We start from the raw sequence: 18,342 nt of genomic DNA, 5'->3' as shown, positions 1-18,342 counted from the left end.
GACGCCGTACCGCCTCGACGACGCGCGGCGACGAGGGCGTGCCTCGCCGGCCCGCCCGTGCCGGGACGACCCACCGTCCTATCAGACCACGAGCATGTCGGGCGTGACGGCCGCTTCGGTATCCGGGATGCCCAGGTCACGGGCCCGCTTGTCGGCCAGCGCCAGCAGCCGGCGGATCCGCCCGGCGATGGCGTCCTTGGTCAACGGCGGGTCGGCCAACGCGCCCAACTCCTCCAGCGACGCCTGCCGGTGCTCCAACCGCAGCCGACCGGCCGACGTCAGGTGCTCGGGCGCATCCTCGGCGAGGATCTCCAGGGCCCGGGTCACCCGGGCCGCCGCCGCCACCGCAGCCCGCGCCGAGCGCCGCAGGTTGGCGTCGTCGAAGTTGGCCAGCCGGTTGGCGGTGGCCCGCACCTCGCGGCGGACCCGACGCTCCTCCCAGGCCAGCACACTGGAGTGGGCACCGACCCGGGTCAGCAGCGCGGCGATCGCGTCACCGTCCTTGACCACCACCCGGTCGACGCCGCGTACCTCCCGCTGTTTGGCGGTGATGCCGATCCGGCGGGCGGCGCCGACCAGCGCCAACGCCGACTCCGGCCCCGGACAGGTGATCTCCAGGGCGCTGGAGCGGCCCGGCTCGGTCAGCGAGCCGTGCGCCATGAAGGCACCCCGCCACGCGGACACCGCGCAGCAGACGTTGGCGGCGACCACGTGCGGCGGCAACCCGCGCACCGGCCGACCCCGCACGTCCAGCAGGCCGGTCTGCCGGGCCAGGGCCTCGCCGTCCTTGACCACCCGGACGATGAAGTGGCTGCCCTTGCGCAGCCCGCCGGAGGCCAGTACGTGGATCTCGCTCGAATAGCCGTAGACCTCGGCGATCTCCCGCCGCAACCGACGGGCCACCGCGCCGGTGTCGAGTTCCGCCTCCACCACCACCCGCCCGGAGACGATGTGCAGCCCACCGGCGAACCGCAACAGCGCGGCCATCTCCGCCCGCCGGCAGCAGGGCTTGGGCACGTCGACCCGACTCAGCTCGTCCTTGACCGCAGCCGTCATCGCCATTGTGCGTCCCCTCACGGACCCGTTCCGGCGTGTCGCCGGAGATTACGTACGTGTCTAACGATCGGCGCCCAGTACGGGCACCAGGGCGGCGCCCAGGGCGGCCGGATCATGCCGGGGAGTGCCGTCATCGACCGCGACGGGAGCGAGGACCAATCGGGCTCCCAGGGATTCTGCCGCACGGTCGACCGGCTCGGGGGCACCGACCGCCTTGGCGTCGGCGAGCACCACGTCGACCGTCAACTCCGGCAGATACCAGCGCAGCGCCGCCAGGTGATCGGCGACGGAGAGACCGAGCGTCTCCTTCTCGGCGGCCAGGTTGAGCGTGACCAGGCGTCGGGCCGGGCTGGCCAGGATCGCCGCGGCCAACTGCGGCACCAGCAGGTGCGGCAGGACGCTGGTGTACCAGCTGCCCGGCCCGAAGATCAACCAGTCGGCGGCACCGATCGCGGCGACCGCCTGCGGGCACGCCGCCGGCGCCTGCGGGGTCAGTCGCACCGACTCGACCCGGCCCGTGGTGATCGCCACCTGGTGCTGGCCGCGTACCGTGCACACCTCGTCCGGGCGGCCGGGGTCCGCGGCGCGTACCCGGGCCTCGATGTCGACCGGCTGGCAGGACATCGGCAGCACCCGCCCGACCGCGCCGAGCATCGCCCCGGCGTGCTCCAGCGCCGCCACCGGGTCGCCGAGCTGCTCCATCAACCCGGCGATCACCAGGTTGCCGACCGCGTGTCCGCCCAACCCGTCACCCTTACCGGGCAGGCCGCGCGTCGCCGGGCCGAACCGGTGCTGGAAGAGCCCGGCGCTGCGTCGGGTGGCCGGATGGTCGCCGGCCAGCGCGACCAGCGCCTGCCGCAGGTCACCGGGGGGCAACCCGCCCCGCTCGGCGCGCAGCCGTCCGCTGGAGCCGCCGTCGTCGCCGACGGTCACCACCGCCGTGATGTCGAGGTCGAGCCCGGGGGCGCAGCGACGTAACGCCCGTAACGACACGGACAGGCCGTGCCCGCCCCCGAAGGCCACCACCCGGACCGTCATTCGCGCCCCAGATCCCGATGCTGTGCGTTGGCGGCCAGCCCGGCACGACGCAGCCGGGCCGCCAGTTCCTCGGCGATCGCCACACTCCGGTGCTTGCCGCCGGTGCAGCCGACCGCCACGGTCAGGTACCGCTTGCCCTCCCGCTCGAAACCGGCGGTGGTGGCGCCGACCAGGTCCGCGTACCCGTCGACGAACGCGTCGGCGCCCACCTGGCTCAGCACGTACGCGCTGACCGCCTCCTCCCGCCCGGTGTGCTCACGCAGCTCCGGCACCCAGTACGGGTTGGGCAGGAACCGGGCGTCCATCACGAAGTCGGCGTCCGGCGGCAGGCCGTACTTGAAGCCGAACGAGATCACGGTCAGTCGCAGTCGCCGCGCGTCCTCCCCGCCGAACAGCTCCTCGATGCGTCGGCGGAGCTGGTTGACGTTGAGGTGGCTGGTGTCGATGATCACGTCGGCCTGGTCGCGGGCCTCCTCCAGCAGGCCCCGCTCGACGGCGATGCCGTCGGCGAGCCGCCCGTCACCCTGCAACGGATGTGAGCGCCGCACGCTCTCGAAGCGCCGGATCAGCACCTCGTCGTCGGCGTCGACGAAGACCACCCGGGGGGCGTAGCCACGCTCCTTCAACTCCCGGATCGCCTCGGCCAGATCGGTGGAGAAGGCACGCGAGCGCACGTCCAGCACCATCGCCGTGCGTCGGGCCGCGCCACCGGCCTTCACCGCCAGCTCGGCCATGTCCAGCAGCAGTGCCTGCGGCAGGTTGTCCACCACGTAGAAGCCGACGTTCTCCAGGGCCCGGGCCACGGTGCTGCGCCCGCCACCGGAGAGGCCGGTGACCACGACCAGGGTGGTGTCCGTCTCGCCGGCCACCCTCCCGGACTGCTCACCGGGTACGCCGCCGTGGTGACCGGTCGTGTGCGCCTCGCCCACCCATCAACCCCCAAGCCGTGGCGCCGCGGTCGGAGCCGACCGGGCATGGTCAAGCGCCGACTCTAGCTCGCCGGTCCCGACCCGACGGAGCGCACCGCCGCACCCGTCCCACCAGCACCGCCGCCGCCGGCCCGGGAGTGTAAGGAGGGGTCCCCTGCTATACACGAGGCGTTAGAAAGGGTCCCTTCCTTTCACGGCTCGTGTCGGCTGACTGACGGCACGTGACGCCCGGGACCGTTATCCTCCGGAAATGGGGAGGCACGGGGCGCGGCTGCGCTGGGTGGTGGCCCTTGTCTCGGTCACGATCGCGGTGCTGGCCACGGTGGATCGTTTCGTCGAACGGGAACGTGAGTGGGCACACGGCGGTGACCAGGTCGCGGTGACCGTCGAGGCCCGCATGCCGGAACCGGACCGGGTGGCACGCGCCGCCGCCGCGCTCGGCTGGCCGCATGCGACCGACCGCGTCCACGGCGATCCCGACCGGCAGTCGGTGGTGCTGCGGCTGCGCTGGTCCGGGCCGCCCCGCAAGGGCTCCTACCAGGTCTTGCTGCTGGACGATCGACAGTCACCGCCCCGGGTGCTGCGCCCCGAGGGCGGCTACGACGCCGCCGGCGACACCGGATTCGGCTGGTCCACCGAGTACGAGGTGCTGGCCGCCCGGTACGACTGGCTGGCCGACACCGGCGCCCGGGAGGAGCCGGACGATACGGCGGGAAGCGCACCGCATGTCGGCGCGATCGGCACCCGCGCGACCGGCGACGGCAGCCTGATCGGGGTGTTCCGCCTCGCTCCCGACGCGCTGCCGCTGGAGGACCCGACCCGCCTGGTGGTGGCCTTCTGCCACGTCGACGACGACGGCGAGGTCCGCTGGGCCAAACGCGTCCCCGTCCCCCCGAGCTACTGAGCCCATCAGCCGTCAACGTGGCACCGCAGCTAGCCGACACGCCGGGGCGAGACCAGCTGCACTGCCACGATCCGGGTGCTGCCCGGCCAGTCGCGCGACGTCGGCGGGGGAACGGCGGTCCGTACCGCAGGCGGTGTGGCTCGTAGAATCCTCGGATGGTCTCCCCCGCCGACGTGAGCGTCACCGAACTGGCCACCTCCGACGCGCCCATCAGCGAAAAGGTGACAGCGACGCTCGACGTGCTGCGGCGGGTCTTCGGGTACGACGCGTTCCGCGGCTTCCAGCAGGAGGTCATCGAGCACGTGGTGGCCGGCGGGGACGCGCTGGTGCTGATGCCGACCGGCGGCGGCAAGTCGCTCTGCTACCAGATTCCGGCGCTGGTCCGGGACGGTGTCGCGGTGGTGATCTCGCCGTTGATCGCGTTGATGCAGGACCAGGTCGACGCGTTGACCGCCGTCGGGGTCAGGGCCGGGTTCCTGAACTCCACGCTGGATCTGGACACCCGTCGACTGGTCGAGGCGGAGTTCGTCGCCGGGGAGATCGACCTGCTCTACCTCGCGCCGGAGGCGCTGGCCAGCCGGGCCACGCTGAGCCTGCTGGAGCGGGGCCGGATCAGCCTCTTCGCCATCGACGAGGCGCACTGCGTGTCGCAGTGGGGGCACGACTTCCGGCCGGACTACCTCAACCTGTCGATGCTGCACGAGCGCTGGCCGGGCGTACCCCGGATCGCGCTGACCGCCACCGCGACCAGTGCCACCCGCACGGAGATCGCCACCCGGCTCAACCTGACCGAGGCGCGGCACTTCGTGGCCAGCTTCGACCGGCCCAACATCCAGTACCGGATCGTGCCCAAGCGGGAGGCACGCAAGCAACTGCTCGCCCTGCTGCGCGACGAGCACCCGGGCGAGGCCGGCATCGTCTACTGCCTGTCGCGGGCCTCGGTGGAGAAGACGGCCGAGTTCCTCACCGCCAACGGCATCGACGCACTGCCCTACCACGCCGGTCTGGACGCGGCGACCCGCGCCGCCAACCAGCAGCGGTTCCTGCGCGCCGACGGCGTGGTGATGGTGGCGACGATCGCCTTCGGCATGGGCATCGACAAGCCGGACGTCCGCTTCGTCGCCCACCTCGACCTGCCCAAGTCGGTGGAGGGCTACTACCAGGAGACCGGTCGCGCCGGCCGGGACGGACTGCCGTCGACCGCCTGGCTGGCGTACGGGCTCCAGGACGTCGTCCAGCAACGCAAGATGATCGACACCTCCGAGGGCGACCTGGCCCACCGACGTAACCTCGCCGCGCACCTCGACGCGATGCTGGCGCTCTGCGAGACGGTCCGCTGCCGCCGGGTGCAGTTGCTCGACTACTTCGGGCAGCGCCTGGACGGTGACTGCGGCAACTGTGACACCTGCCTGGCTCCGCCGGAGTCCTGGGACGGGACGGTCGCCGCGCAGAAGCTGCTCTCCACGGTGTTCCGGCTGGACCGGGAACGCAACCAGCGGTTCGGTGCCGGACACTGCGTCGACATCCTGCTGGGCAAGAGCACCGACAAGATCGTCCAGCACCGGCACGACTCACTCACCGTCTTCGGCATCGGCGACGATCTGAGCGAGGCGGAGTGGCGGGGCGTGGTACGCCAGTTGCTCGCCGAGGGCCTGCTCGCCGTCGAGGGCGACTACGGCACCCTGGCGCTCACCGACGCCAGCGCCGAGGTGCTCGGCCGTCGACGTACCGTGATGATGCGTCGGGAGCCGGCCCGGCCGGCGAAGACGGCCAAGCCCCGGGGCGCGGCCACCGTGGTCGCGGAACTGCCGGCCGAGGCCGCCGGTACGTTCGAGCGCCTGCGCGCCTGGCGCGCGACCAGTGCCAAGGAGCAGGGCGTACCCGCCTACGTCATCTTCCACGACGCCACGTTGCGGCAGATCGCCGCCGACGCCCCGTCCTCGCTGGACGAGCTGTCCCGGATCAGCGGTGTCGGCGAGAACAAGCTGGCCAAGTACGGCGAGCAGATCCTCTCGGTGCTGGCCGACCCGACCTGATCCGCCCGCCCGCCCGCTGCTCGCCACTCTTGAACGCGCCGCTGTTCACGCGCCTACTGTTCGGCAGTCGGCGGGAGCGGTGAGCCTGCCTCCCTGGCGTGCGGCAGCTTCTCCTGCCTGACCAGGTCGGCGCCTTTCGAGCTGACCCGTTCGTGCTGTCGGACGCGGTGACCGGAGGTGAACCACTCACGCCGCCGGGAGTGGTGCCACGTCGGTGCACACCCTCGGAAGGGGTGACCCGTCGGTGCAGTCAGCTCGATAGTCGTGAGACCTCACCTGGCAAGGCCGACGACGACGCGGTCCGGTGCCGAACCACGTCGGCAAGGTCGGGTCGTCGACCGACGCGGGCGACCAGCCTGGTGCTCGACAGGTTCGGGCGGAAACTGCCCTCGACCTCGATCACACCGAGCCGACAAGGCGACGAGGCCCCGAGGTTGCCGCGCGGGGTTCGATGGGACGGTCGCGTCGGACCTGACCGCGAGGATCAGTCAGTGCCGGCCTGACTGTCGGTGGCACCGAGGGCGGTGAGGATCGCCTCGGCGGTGCGGCGGCCGACGCCGGGGACCTCGGTGATCTCGTCCACGGTGGCGGCCGAGAGTCGCTTGAGCGAGCCGAAGTGGCGCAGCAGCGCCTTGCGACGGACTTCGCCGAGGCCGGGGACACTGTCCAGCGCGGAGGTGGTCATCCGCTTCGAGCGGCGCTGCCGGTGGAAGGTGATGGCGAAGCGGTGCGCCTCGTCGCGTACCCGTTGGAGCAGGTACAGCCCCTCGGAGGTGCGCGGCAGGATGACCGGGAAGTCGTCGTCGGGCAGCCAGACCTCCTCCAGCCGCTTGGCGAGGCCACACAGCGCCACGTCGTCGATGCCCATCTCGGCCAGGGCCTGGGCGGCGGCGGCCACCTGCGGCGCGCCGCCGTCGACCACCACCAACTGCGGCGGGTACGCGAACCTGCGCGGCCGCCCGGTCGTCGGGTCGACCAACACACCCACCCCCGGCTCGGCCTCGCCCAGGTCCGCCCCGTCGCGCGTCGCCTCAGCGGAGGCGGGAAGGTCAACAGCGGACTCCGCACCCGCCTCGCCGGTCTCGGCGCGGGCGTCGAGGTAGCGGGCGAAACGGCGGCGCAGCACCTCGGACATCGCGGAGAGGTCGTCGGTGGCGCCCCGGATGATGAAGCGGCGGTACTCGCTCTTGCGGGGCAGTCCGTCCTCGAAGACGACCATGCTGGCCACCACGTCGGTGCCCTGGATCTGCGAGATGTCGAAGCACTCGATGCGCAACGGCGCGGTCCGCATGGCGAGCGCGTCACTGATCTCGTCGAGCGCTTTGCCCCGCGTGGTGAGGTCGCCGGCCCGCTTGAGCTTGTGCCGGGCCAACGCGTCCTTCGCGTTGCGCTCGACCGTCTCCATCAGGGTGCGCTTGTCGCCGCGCTGCGGCACCCGCAGGGTCACGCGGCTGCCCCGATGGTGCGAGAGCCAGTCGGCGAGGGCCTCGGCGTCGGCGGGCAGCTCCGGCACCAGCAGCTCACGGGGGACGTCGGTCTCGCCCTGCTCACCGCCGTAGACCTGAGTGCAGAAGTGGTGCACCAGGTCTCCGGTGCTGAGGTCCTCGGTCTTCTCCACCACCCAGCCGCGCTGGCCGCGTACCCGGCCGCCGCGTACGTGGAAGACCTGCACGGCGGCTTCCAGCGGGTCGTCGGCGAACGCGACCACGTCGGCGTCGGTGCCGTCGCCGAGCACCACGGTCTGCTTCTCCATCGCCCGGCGCAAGGCGGCGACGTCGTCGCGCAGCCGGGCCGCCCGCTCGAACTCCAGCGCCTCGCTGGCCTCGGTCATCTCGCGTTCCAGCTTGCGGACCATGGAGTCGGTGCGACCGGCCATGAAGTCGCAGAAGTCGTCGACGATCTCGCGGTGCCGTTCGGCGGTGACGCTGCCGACGCAGGGCGCCGAACACTTGCCGATGTACCCGAGCAGGCAGGGACGGCCCACCTGCCCGGCCCGTTTGAACACCCCGGCGGAGCAGGTCCGCGCCGGGAAGACCCGCAGCAGCAGGTCGAGGGTCTCGCGGATCGCCCAGGCGTGCGAGTACGGCCCGAAGTAGCGCACCCCCTTGCGCTTGCTGCCCCGCATCACCTGTAGCCGTGGGTACTCCTCGTCGAGGGTGACCGCCAGGTACGGGTACGACTTGTCGTCGCGGTAGCGGACGTTGAACCTCGGGTCGTACTGCTTGATCCAGAGGTATTCGAGCTGGAGCGCCTCGACCTCGGTGCCGACGGTGACCCAGTCGACCGACTCGGCGGTGGTGACCATCTGCTGGGTGCGCTGGTGCAGCCCCCACAGGTCGCCGAAGTAGGAGTTGAGCCGGCTGCGTAGGCTCCGCGCCTTGCCGACGTAGATCACCCGGCCGGTGCCGTCGTAGAAGCGGTAGACCCCCGGCGCCTCGGGGATGGTGCCCGGCGCGGGACGGTAGGTCGACGGATCAGCCACACTCCGAGACTAGTCGCCACCCCCGACAGCCCTGATCATCCCCACTCGCCCCTTTCTCCGCCCGTCCGGGGTCGGCGTACCGGGGAGTCGTGATTGATGCCTTCCAATCTCGGGCGCCGACCCCTACCATCCAGTAACCGAATGTTCTTCACGTAATGATCCCGCCCGATGGTCCCCCGTCCACAGAGGATCGCCATGCCTGCTCACCCCGCCACCCGCCGGCTGCTCGCCGGTGCGACCGCCGCCCTCGCGGTCGCCACCGCGCTCGTCGGCGTGTCGTCCCCCGCCACCGCCACCGCCACCCCCGTCCCCGACGCCGGCACCCTCGCCGTGAACGTCGCCAGCGCCTTCGCCGGCAACGACTACTGCCTCGGCGAGTGCTCCGAGATCCTGCCGCCCGGCCAGAACGGCAACGCCACCCTCGTCGAGGTCCTGGGCAACCAGGCGTTCGGCACGCTGCCCCGGCACTCCGCCGACCAGCTCGACACATACGCCAACCTGGTCTACGGCTACGCCGGGCTGCGCGAGGACCAGGTCAGCACGTTCTTCCGGGACGCCTCCTTCGGCGTCGCCCCCGGCCAGGTCGAACGCGACTACTCCCCGCGTTCCGACGTGCGGATCGTGCGCGACCGGACCAACGGTGTCCCGCACATCACCGGCACCACCCGGGGCGGCACCATGTACGGCGCCGGGTACGCCGGAGCCGAGGACAGACTCTTCACGATGGACCTGCTGCGGCACGTCGGTCGGGGCACGCTGACCCCGTTCGCCGGTGGCGCACCGGGCAACCGGGCGCTGGAGCAGAGCGTGTGGCGCACCTCCCCGTACACGGAGGCGGACCTGCAGGCCCAGGTGAACGCCCTGCGCGGCAAGGGTGGGACGCGCGGCGAGCAGCTCTACGCCGACGTGCAGGAGTACGTCGCCGGGGTCAACGCCTACATCCAGACCTGCATGGCCAACCGCAACTGCCCCGGCGAGTACGTGCTGACCGGTCACCTCGACGCGATCACGAACGCCGGTGGACCGAAGCCGTTCGTGATGACCGACCTGATCGCCATCGCCGGGGTCGTCGGCGGCCTGTTCGGCGGCGGTGGCGGCACCGAGATGCAGTCGGCGCTGGTCCGCATCGCGGCCCGGGCCAAGTTCGGTCCGACCGACGGCGACCGGGTGTGGAACGCCTTCCGGGGGCAGAACGACCCGGAGACCGTGCTGACCCTGCACGACGGGCAGAGCTTCCCGTACGGTGACGCCGCGCCGAACGCGCCCAGCGTGGTGCTGCCGGACGCCGGGTCGGCCCGGGTCGAGCCGATCGTCACCGACCAGACCGGCTCCGCCACCACCGCCACGACCTCGAACCGCAGCTCGGAACTGGCCGCCGCGCTCTCCGGGCTGACCATCGACCCGGCGCACCGGGGCATGTCCAACGCGGCCGTGGTCTCCGCCGCCCACTCGGCCACCGGACATCCGATCGCCGTCTTCGGGCCGCAGACCGGCTACTTCTCCCCGCAACTGCTGATGGTGCAGGAGTTGCAGGGCCCGGGCATCAGCGCCCGGGGCGCCGCCTTCGCCGGACTCAACCTCTATGTCCTGCTCGGCCGGGGCCAGGACTACGCGTGGAGCGCCACCTCCTCGATCCACGACATCACCGACACGTACGCGGTGCCGCTCTGCGTGCCCGGCGGCGGAACGCCGACGCCGGCCAGCAACCACTACCTCTTCCGGGGCCAGTGCCTGGCGATGGAGGAGCTGTCCCGGGTCAACCGGTGGACCCCGACCGTCGCCGACGGCACCGCGGCCGGGTCGTACAAGCTGGTCGCCTGGCGTACCAAGCTGGGCCTGGTGGGCTGGCGCGGCACGGTGGGCGGGGTGCCGCACGCGTTCACCCAACTGCGCTCCACCTACGGTCGTGAGGCCGACTCGGCCATCGGCTTCCAGATGTTCAACGACCCGACCCAGATGGGTTCCGCCGAGGCGTTCCTCACCTCCGCCAACAACGTCGAGTACGCCTTCAACTGGTTCTACGTCAACTCCACCCAGTCGGCGTACTTCAACTCCGGGCTCAACCCGGTGCGGGCCGCCGGCAGCAACCCGAACCTGCCGATGAAGGCCGAACGGGCCTACGAGTGGCAGGACTTCGACCCGGCGACCGGCACCGCGCGGTACGCGCCGCGCTCGGCCCACCCGCAGTCAATCAACCAGGACTACTACATCAGCTGGAACAACAAGCAGGCCAAGGACTTCGGTGCCGCCGACGGCAACTTCAGCTTCGGTGCCGTACACCGGGGTGACCTGCTGGACAAGCCGATGAAGGCGGCCATCTCGGCGGGCCGCAAGTTCGACCGGGCCTCGCTGACCGAACTGGTGCAGCGGGCCGGGCTGACCGACCTGCGCGGCGCCGAGGTGCTCGGCGAGCTCATCCGGGTGCTGGAGAGCCAGCCGGTCACCGACAGCGCCCTGGCCACCGAGATCACCCGGCTCAAGGCCTGGCGACAGGCGGGCGCGCTGCGGGTGGAGACCGCCAAGGGCTCCAAGGTGTACCAGCACGCCGAGGCGATCCGTACCTTCGACGCCTGGTGGCCGCTGCTGGTGCGGGGCATGTTCCGCGACCAGCTCGGCACGGACCTCTACCAGTCCGTGATCAACGCGATGCAGATCAACGAGTCCCCGTCCGGCCTGCAACAGGGCGATGTGTCGAACCTGCCGTCCTCGGCGAACAGCGCGCAGACCCACAAGGGCTCGGCGTTCCAGTACGGCTGGTGGGGCTACGTCGACAAGGACCTGCGGGCGGTGCTCGGTGACCCGGTCGCCGGCGGCCCCGGACGGACCTTCTGCGGCGCCGGCAACCTGGGTACGTGCCGTCAGGTGCTGCTGGACACGCTGCGCACCGCGTCGACGACCCCGGCCGCCCAGACCTACCCGGGCGACGCCACCTGCGCCGCCGGTGACCAGTGGTGCGCGGACGCGATCGTCCAGTCGCCGCTGGGCGGTATCAAGCACGCCACCATCGCCTGGCAGAACCGTCCCACCTACCAGCAGGTGGTGTCGTTCCCGGCCCGACGTGGTGACGCGGTGACCAACCTGGCGACCGGCCGTCCGGTGACCGCCTCCAGCAGCCAGCTCGGCAACGGCGCCGCCCGCGCCGTCGACGGTGACCTGAACACCCGCTGGGCCAGCTCCTGGTCGGACAACCAGTGGCTGCGGGTGGACCTGGGCTCGGTGCGGCAGGTCGGCCGGGTGGCCCTGGCCTGGGAGTCCGCGTACGCCCGGTCGTATCGCGTCGAGGTCTCCGACGACGGCGCCACCTGGCGGACGGTCTGGTCGACCACGGCCGGCGACGGCGGCACCGACGTGCTGACCTTCGCCCCGCAACAGGCCCGCTACGTGCGGGTGTACGGGCTCACCCGGGCCACCACGTACGGCTTCTCGCTGTGGGAGCTGTCCGCGTACGCGCAGTGACGCGGACGGGCGCGGCCGGAGGCGAGTTCGCCCCGGTCGCGCCCGTATCCGTGTGCCCCGCTGTCAGGCCAGCGAGATCTGGTCCCCGTCGACCTTGACCTCCTTGGCCGGCAGGCCGGTGGTCGCCGGCCCGGCCTTGACCGAGCCGTCCTCGATGGAGAACTTGCTGCCGTGACAGGTGCAGTTGATCGTCCCGCCGTCGACGTTCGACACCGGGCAGCCCTGGTGCGTGCAGATAGGGTCGAACCCCTTGAACTCCCCGGCGCTGGGCTGGGTGATCACCACGCCCTGCGCGGCGAAGACCGCACCGCCGCCGACCGGGATGTCGGCGGTCCTGGCCAGTGACTGCGCCCCCTCACGGTCCCCGCCGCCGGGGTCACCGGTGTTGGTGACCTGAGGTCCGCCGCTGGTCGGGGCCGCGCCGTCACCGGAGTCGTCACCGCCGCCGCACCCGGCCAGCACCACCGCCGCGCCGACCGCGCCCACGCCGGTCAGCAGGCTCCGTCGGGTACGCGTGTCCGGTCCGGCCAGCACCTGATCGTCACTCATGCCGCCTCGCTTCTCTCTTCGGCTACCACCGTGCATGATCCGTGGCTACGTCTCTCGACACGCACCACTCTGCCCGGTGGTTCACCCGATCGGCCACTCGGGCGTACCCCAACGGGTGGGCCCGACCGCCGCCACGGGCGACGGCCGGGCCTCGCGGATCAGCGGGCGGCGGCCGTCTTGCGACCGCGCGTCTTGGCCCCGGTGGCCTTCGCGGCGGTGGCCTTGGCACCGTTGGCCTTGGCGGCCCGGGCGGTGGCCGCCGTCGCGCCCTTGGCCGTGCCGTCGAGCTTGAGCACGGTCCGTAGGAACTGCCCGGTGTGACTCTCGGTGACCTCGGCGACCTCCTCCGGGGTGCCGGTGGCGAGCACCGTGCCGCCCCGGTGACCGCCCTCCGGGCCCATGTCGATCAGCCAGTCGGCACTCTTGATCACGTCGAGGTTGTGCTCGATGGTGATCACCGTGTTGCCCTTGTCGACCAGCCCCTCCAGCACCAGCAGCAGCTTGCGGATGTCCTCGAAGTGCAGGCCGGTGGTGGGCTCGTCGAGCACGTACACCGTCCGCCCGGTGGACCGCTTCTGCAGCTCGGAGGCGAGCTTGACCCGCTGCGCCTCACCGCCGGAGAGGGTCGGCGCCGGCTGGCCCAGCCGGACGTAGCCCAGGCCCACGTCGACGAGCGTCTTGAGGTGCCGGTGGATGGCCGGGATGGCGGAGAAGAACTCCGCCGCCTCCTCGATCGGCATCTCCAGCACGTCGGAGACGGTCTTGCCCTTGTAGTGCACCTCCAGGGTCTCCCGGTTGTACCGGGCGCCCTTGCAGACCTCGCACGGCACGTACACGTCGGGCAGGAAGTTCATCTCGATCTTGATGGTGCCGTCACCGGAGCACGCCTCGCAGCGTCCGCCCTTGACGTTGAACGAGAACCGGCCCGGCCCGTACCCCCGGACCTTGGCCTCGGTGGTCTCGGCGAACAGCTTGCGCACGTGGTCCCAGACGCCGGTGTAGGTCGCCGGGTTCGAGCGCGGCGTCCGACCGATCGGTGACTGGTCGACCCCGACGACCTTGTCCACGTGCTCCAGCCCGCCGACGCGGGTGTGCCGGCCGGGCACCAGCCGGGCGCCGTTGATCTGGTTGGCCAGCACCGCGTAGAGGATGTCGTTGACCAGGGTCGACTTGCCCGACCCGCTGACGCCGGTGACGGCGATCAACTGGCCCAGCGGGAAGTTCACCGTGAGGTTGCGCAGGTTGTGCTCGCGGGCACCGTGCACCACCAGTTCCCGACCCGGCGTCTGCGGGCGGCGCCCGGCCGGGAGCGGGATCTCCCGACGTCCGGAGAGGTACGCCCCGGTCATCGACTCCGGGTTCGTCAGCAGCTCCGGCACCGAGCCGCTGTGCACGATCTGCCCACCGTGCTCCCCCGCGCCGGGCCCGATGTCCACGATCCAGTCGGCGGTGCGGATGGTGTCCTCGTCGTGCTCGACCACGATCAGCGTGTTGCCCAGCCCGCGCAGCCGGACCAGGGTCTCGATCAGCCGGTGGTTGTCGCGCTGGTGCAGCCCGATCGACGGCTCGTCCAGCACGTAGAGCACGCCGACCAGGCCGGACCCGATCTGGGTGGCGAGCCGGATGCGCTGCGCCTCGCCACCGGAGAGGGTGCCGGCGGCCCGGTCCAGGGAGAGGTAGTCCAGACCGACGTCGAGCAGGAAGCGCAGCCGAGCGTTGATCTCCTTGAGCACCCGCTCGGCGATCAGCTTCTGCCGGTCGGTCAGCTCGATGCCGGCCAGCAGGTCGGCGCACTCGCCGACGGACAGGTTGCACACCTCGGCGATGCTGCGCCCGGCCAGCGTGACGGCGAGCACCTCGGGCTTGAGCCGGGCACCGCCGCAGGCCGCACAGGGAACGTCACGCATGTACCCCTCGTACTTGTCCCGGGACCACTCCGACTCGGTGTCGGAGTGCCGGCGCTCGATCCACTGCACCACGCCCTCGAAGCCGGTGTAGTACGAGCGCTCCCGGCCGTACTTGTTGCGGTAGCGCACGTGCACCTGGTCGTCGGAACCGTGCAGGATCGTCTTCTGCGCCCGCGACGGCAGCGCCCGCCACGGCGTGTCGACGGTGAAGTGCTCGGCCTCGCCCAGCGCCTCCAACAACCGCAGGAAGTACTCCAGGTTGTGCCCGGTCGCCCAGGGCTGGATCGCGCCCTCGCGCAGGCTGCGCTCCGGGTCCGGGACGACCAGCTCCGGGTCGACCTCCTTCTTGGTGCCCAGGCCGGTGCACTCCGGGCAGGCGCCGTACGGCGCGTTGAAGGAGAAGACCCGGGGCTCCAGGTCCTCGATCGCCAGCGGGTGGTCGTTGGGGCAGGCCAGGTGCTCGGAGTAGCGGCGTTCCCGGTCCGGGTCGTCCTCGGCCAGGTCGACGAAGTCCAGCAGCACCAGACCGCCGGAGAGCCCGAGCGCCGCCTCGACCGAGTCGGTCAGCCGCTGCTTGGCGCCGGCCTTGACGCTGAGCCGGTCGATCACCACCTCGATGGTGTGCTTCTCCTGCTTCTTGAGCTTCGGCGGGTCGGTGAGCTGGTGCACCACCCCGTCGACCCGGGCTCGGGCGTACCCCTTGGACTGGAGCTCGGCGAAGAGGTCGACGTACTCGCCCTTGCGGCCGCGCACCACCGGGGCGAGCACCATGAAACGGGTGCCCTCGGCCATCGCCAGGACCCGGTCGACGATCTGCTGCGGGCTCTGCTTGGAGATCCGCTCGCCGCAGACCGGGCAGTGCGGCACGCCGACCCGGGCGAAGAGCAGTCGCAGGTAGTCGTAGACCTCGGTGATCGTGCCGACGGTCGAGCGCGGGTTGCGCGAGGTCGACTTCTGGTCGATCGAGACAGCCGGGCTCAACCCCTCGATGAAGTCGACGTCCGGCTTGTCCATCTGGCCGAGGAACTGCCGCGCGTACGACGACAGCGACTCCACGTAGCGGCGCTGCCCCTCGGCGAAGATCGTGTCGAAGGCCAGGCTCGACTTGCCCGAGCCGGACAGCCCGGTGAACACGATCAGGGCGTCCCGGGGCAGGTCGAGACTGACGTCACGCAGGTTGTGCTCGCGTGCGCCACGAATGATCAAACGGTCGGCCACGGTCCGTGTACTCCCGGGTGAGGATGACGAAGGAAGATCTGTCCGCTTTCTGGGATGAGCCCGACCTTTCGGGCAAACCCGGCTTTCTGGGCGAACCCGATTTTCGGGTACGCCCCAGCGGTTGTGCCGGCGCGGAAAAGCGCCCCGGCAACTGTAGACCCGCCCTACGACAATCTGCCCCGACGGCGGGGCCGGCGGGCGGCGCGCCGCCCGGTCTCGTGAGCGATCTCGCGGTGCAGCCGTCGCCAGTTCTCCCAGCGCCGGGCGGTCAGCTCACCTGTCCGCAGCGCATCCTGGACGGCGCACCCCGGCTCGGCCTCGTGCCCGCAGTCGCCGTAGCGGCACTCGACGGCCAGCGCGGCGATGTCGCCGAAGGCCCGGTCGAGCCCGGTCGCGCCGTCGAGCAGACCGACCGCCCGGACGCCGGGGGTGTCCACCACCGCCCCACCGCCGGGCAGCGGCACCAACGCCCGCCAGGTGGTGGTGTGCCGGCCCTTGCCGTCCACCCGCCGGATCGCCTGGGTGGGCATCACCGTCGCCCCGGCCAGCGCGTTGACCAGGCTCGACTTGCCCGCACCGGAGGGTCCCAGCAGACCGAGGGTGCGGCCGGGGCCGACCTCGGCGCGCAGCGGGTCCAGCCCGGTGCCGCGCTCGGCGCTGACCGGCAGCACCGGCACGCCGGGAGCCAGCGCCGCGAGCTGCCGCGCCACCGCGACCGGGTCGGCAGCCAGGTCGGTCTTGGTCAGCACCACCAGCGGACGGGCGCCGGACTCGTGGGCCAGCGCCAGCAGCCGCTCGACGCGGGCGGCGTCGGGCGCCGGGTGCACCGCCTCCACCACGGCCGCCACGTCCAGGTTGGCGGCGAGCAGGTGACCGGCGGCGTCCTTGCCGGCGGTGCGCCGCACCAACGCGGTACGCCGGGGCAGCACCGCCTCCACGGTGATCCGGGCGTCGGGCCAGCGCCCGAGCAGCACCCAGTCCCCCACACCGGGCAGCCGCGTGGGGTCACCCGCGGCGGCGACCAGCACCGCCCCGCCCGAGGTGGCACGCACCGGCCCCGCCTCGGTCAGCACGGTGCAGACCCCACGGTCGACCCGGGCCACCCGACCCGGACGGTGATCGGTACGGATACGTCGCAGATGTGCCGCCCGCTCGGCGTCCCAGCCCAGGGCGGTCAACGTGATGCTCATGCTCGACGCCACCTCCTCCACTCCGGCGCCGCAACCACCGCAGACGGTAGGCCCGGCGGCGCCCGGCCGGAAGTGAATTCCCCGGCGACGCGGCACGCCCGGAGGGCTAGGGTCGGAACGTGCCGACAGACCCCCTTCTCCTCACCGGTGACGTGACCGACGCCACCGCCCGGCTGGTGCGTACGGCTGCCGGTTTCGACGCCACCGACCTAGCCGCGCCGTCGCTGCTGCCCGGCTGGACACGCGGCCACGTCCTGGCCCACCTGTGCCGCAACGCCGACGGTTTCGTCAACCTGCTCACCTCGGCGCGCACCGGCGAGCAGATCCCGCAGTACGCCAGCGCGCAGGCCCGCGACGCCGACATCGAGGCCGGCGCGTCCCGCCCGCCCGAGGAGCACCTGGACGACCTGCGTCGCAGCGCGGACCGCTTCGCCGAGGCGGTGGCGGCGATGCCGGTGCCGGCCTGGGCGGCCACCGTCGAGACCCGACGGGGTCCCTGGCCGGCCGCGCTGCTGGTCTGGGGACGGCTCCGGGAGCTGGAGATCCACCACGTCGACCTGGCCGCCGCTTACCGGCCGGCGGACTGGTCGCCGACCTTCGGCCACCGGCTGCTGCACGAGGTGGCCACCGGCTTCGGCGACCGCGACGACGCGCCGCCGATGGTGCTGCGCTTCGACGGCGCCGGCCACGAACTGGTGGTGGGCGAGCGCGCGGGGGCGCCCGTCGTCACCGGTCCGGCAGCGGAACTCGCCGCCTGGCTGACCGGCCGCAGCACCGGCACCGCCCTGACCGTCACCCCCGACGGTGACCTGCCCCGCCCACCGGAATGGATCTAGGAAGACGATGACCTACAGCGGAGATGTCACCCCCGGCGGCCCGCCGGCCGTACGCGAACTCGACGCCCTGACCATCACCAAGGTGTCGGTCGGCCCGATGGACAACAACGCGTACCTGCTGCGCTGTCGGCACACCGGCGAACAGGTGCTGATCGACGCCGCCAACGAGGCGCCCCGACTGCTGGAGCTGGTCGGTGACGGCGGGCTGCGCACCGTGGTCACCACCCACCAGCACATGGACCACTGGGTGGGGCTGGAGGAGGTCGTCGCCAAGACCGGGGCCCGCGCGCTGGTGCACGCCGACGACGCGGAGGGGCTGCCGATCGAGGCGCAGACCCTCGCCGACGGGGACACCGTGCCCGTGGGTGACTGCACGCTGGAGGTCATCCACATCAAGGGGCACACCCCGGGTTCGGTGGCGCTGCTCTACCGCGACCCGGCCGGCACCCCGCACCTCTTCACCGGCGACAGTCTCTTCCCGGGTGGCATCGGCAACACCGACCAGGATCCCGAGCGCTTCGCGGCGCTCATCGACGACGTGGAGCACAAGCTGTTCGGCCGGCTGCCGGACGAGACCTGGTTCTATCCGGGCCACGGCCGGGACTCGACGCTCGGCGCGGAACGCCCGCACCTGGCCGAGTGGCGCGCCCGGGGCTGGTGAGGCCGGGGCAGATCGCGCCGCCGGGCGCGGATCACGGCGATGCCCCTCGTGGGTGCGCCGGGCCCGCGCCTGGCGCACCC

Annotated in this window: 12 protein-coding genes; 5 read left to right on the top strand and 7 right to left on the bottom strand. The window is 71.9% G+C overall.

The features are described from left to right. Positions 1 to 81 precede the first annotated feature (81 nt). The 3 genes from whiA to rapZ are packed head-to-tail and all read right to left on the bottom strand — an operon-like array spanning position 82 to position 2,963. Complete coding sequence (whiA, locus tag ABZ738_RS26340) at positions 82 to 1,062, bottom strand: DNA-binding protein WhiA (protein ID WP_131052178.1); 981 nt, start codon at positions 1,060 to 1,062, stop codon at positions 82 to 84. A gap of 54 nt (positions 1,063 to 1,116) precedes the next feature. Beyond that, positions 1,117 to 2,094 carry a uridine diphosphate-N-acetylglucosamine-binding protein YvcK gene (gene yvcK, locus ABZ738_RS26335; RefSeq protein ID WP_131052179.1) on the bottom strand — a complete coding sequence of 326 codons (978 nt, stop codon included), beginning with the start codon at positions 2,092 to 2,094 and terminating at the stop codon, positions 1,117 to 1,119. After that, positions 2,091 to 2,963 carry an RNase adapter RapZ gene (rapZ, locus tag ABZ738_RS26330; RefSeq protein WP_131052187.1) on the bottom strand — a complete coding sequence of 291 codons (873 nt, stop codon included), beginning with the start codon at positions 2,961 to 2,963 and terminating at the stop codon, positions 2,091 to 2,093. Before rapZ ends, yvcK begins: the two co-directional genes overlap by 4 nt. 310 nt (positions 2,964 to 3,273) lie before the next feature. Between rapZ and ABZ738_RS26325 the strand changes: the two genes are divergently transcribed. Both ABZ738_RS26325 and recQ read left to right on the top strand, forming a co-directional pair. After that, positions 3,274 to 3,927, top strand: coding sequence for a hypothetical protein (locus tag ABZ738_RS26325; RefSeq protein ID WP_131052180.1), 654 nt, complete (start codon positions 3,274 to 3,276; stop codon positions 3,925 to 3,927). A 155-nt stretch (positions 3,928 to 4,082) separates the two neighbouring features. After that, positions 4,083 to 5,963: a DNA helicase RecQ gene (gene recQ, locus ABZ738_RS26320; protein ID WP_236145636.1), complete on the top strand. Its 1,881-nt coding sequence runs from the start codon at positions 4,083 to 4,085 to the stop codon at positions 5,961 to 5,963. A 484-nt stretch (positions 5,964 to 6,447) separates the two neighbouring features. Here recQ and uvrC read toward each other — a convergent pair whose 3' ends face one another. Further along, entirely contained in the window at positions 6,448 to 8,445 is a 1,998-nt protein-coding gene (gene uvrC / locus ABZ738_RS26315; RefSeq protein WP_131052181.1) for an excinuclease ABC subunit UvrC, read from the bottom strand. Between the two features lie 195 nt (positions 8,446 to 8,640). On the opposite strand from uvrC, the gene ABZ738_RS26310 reads away from it, so the two are divergent. Then, positions 8,641 to 11,901: a penicillin acylase family protein gene (locus ABZ738_RS26310; protein WP_357217375.1), complete on the top strand. Its 3,261-nt coding sequence runs from the start codon at positions 8,641 to 8,643 to the stop codon at positions 11,899 to 11,901. A gap of 63 nt (positions 11,902 to 11,964) precedes the next feature. On the opposite strand, the gene ABZ738_RS26305 is transcribed toward ABZ738_RS26310, so the two are convergent. From ABZ738_RS26305 to rsgA, 3 genes are all read right to left on the bottom strand, one after another. Next, entirely contained in the window at positions 11,965 to 12,450 is a 486-nt protein-coding gene (locus ABZ738_RS26305) for a Rieske (2Fe-2S) protein (RefSeq protein ID WP_131052183.1), read from the bottom strand. A gap of 158 nt (positions 12,451 to 12,608) precedes the next feature. Next, on the bottom strand, positions 12,609 to 15,575 hold the full coding sequence (uvrA, locus tag ABZ738_RS26300; RefSeq protein ID WP_357217371.1) for an excinuclease ABC subunit UvrA: 2,967 nt from the start codon (positions 15,573 to 15,575) through the stop codon (positions 12,609 to 12,611). Positions 15,576 to 15,739: 164 nt separating this feature from the next. Next, positions 15,740 to 16,765, bottom strand: a complete 1,026-nt coding sequence (rsgA, locus tag ABZ738_RS26295) for a ribosome small subunit-dependent GTPase A (RefSeq protein WP_357217368.1) — start codon at positions 16,763 to 16,765, stop codon at positions 15,740 to 15,742. A gap of 119 nt (positions 16,766 to 16,884) precedes the next feature. Here rsgA and ABZ738_RS26290 point away from each other — a divergent pair, with 119 nt between their 5' ends. Next, entirely contained in the window at positions 16,885 to 17,601 is a 717-nt protein-coding gene (locus ABZ738_RS26290) for a maleylpyruvate isomerase family mycothiol-dependent enzyme (protein ID WP_357217365.1), read from the top strand. A gap of 7 nt (positions 17,602 to 17,608) precedes the next feature. Further along, a complete protein-coding gene (locus tag ABZ738_RS26285) occupies positions 17,609 to 18,262 on the top strand; it encodes an MBL fold metallo-hydrolase (RefSeq protein WP_131057794.1) in 654 nt (217 codons plus the stop codon). The last annotated feature ends 80 nt before the right edge of the window (positions 18,263 to 18,342 follow it).

It is taken from the genome of Micromonospora sp. NPDC047793 (assembly GCF_040642635.1).
Taxonomy (GTDB): domain Bacteria; phylum Actinomycetota; class Actinomycetes; order Mycobacteriales; family Micromonosporaceae; genus Micromonospora.
The sequence above is the reverse complement of the archived record's forward strand: the minus strand, read 5'-3'. Positions and strand labels throughout refer to the sequence as shown.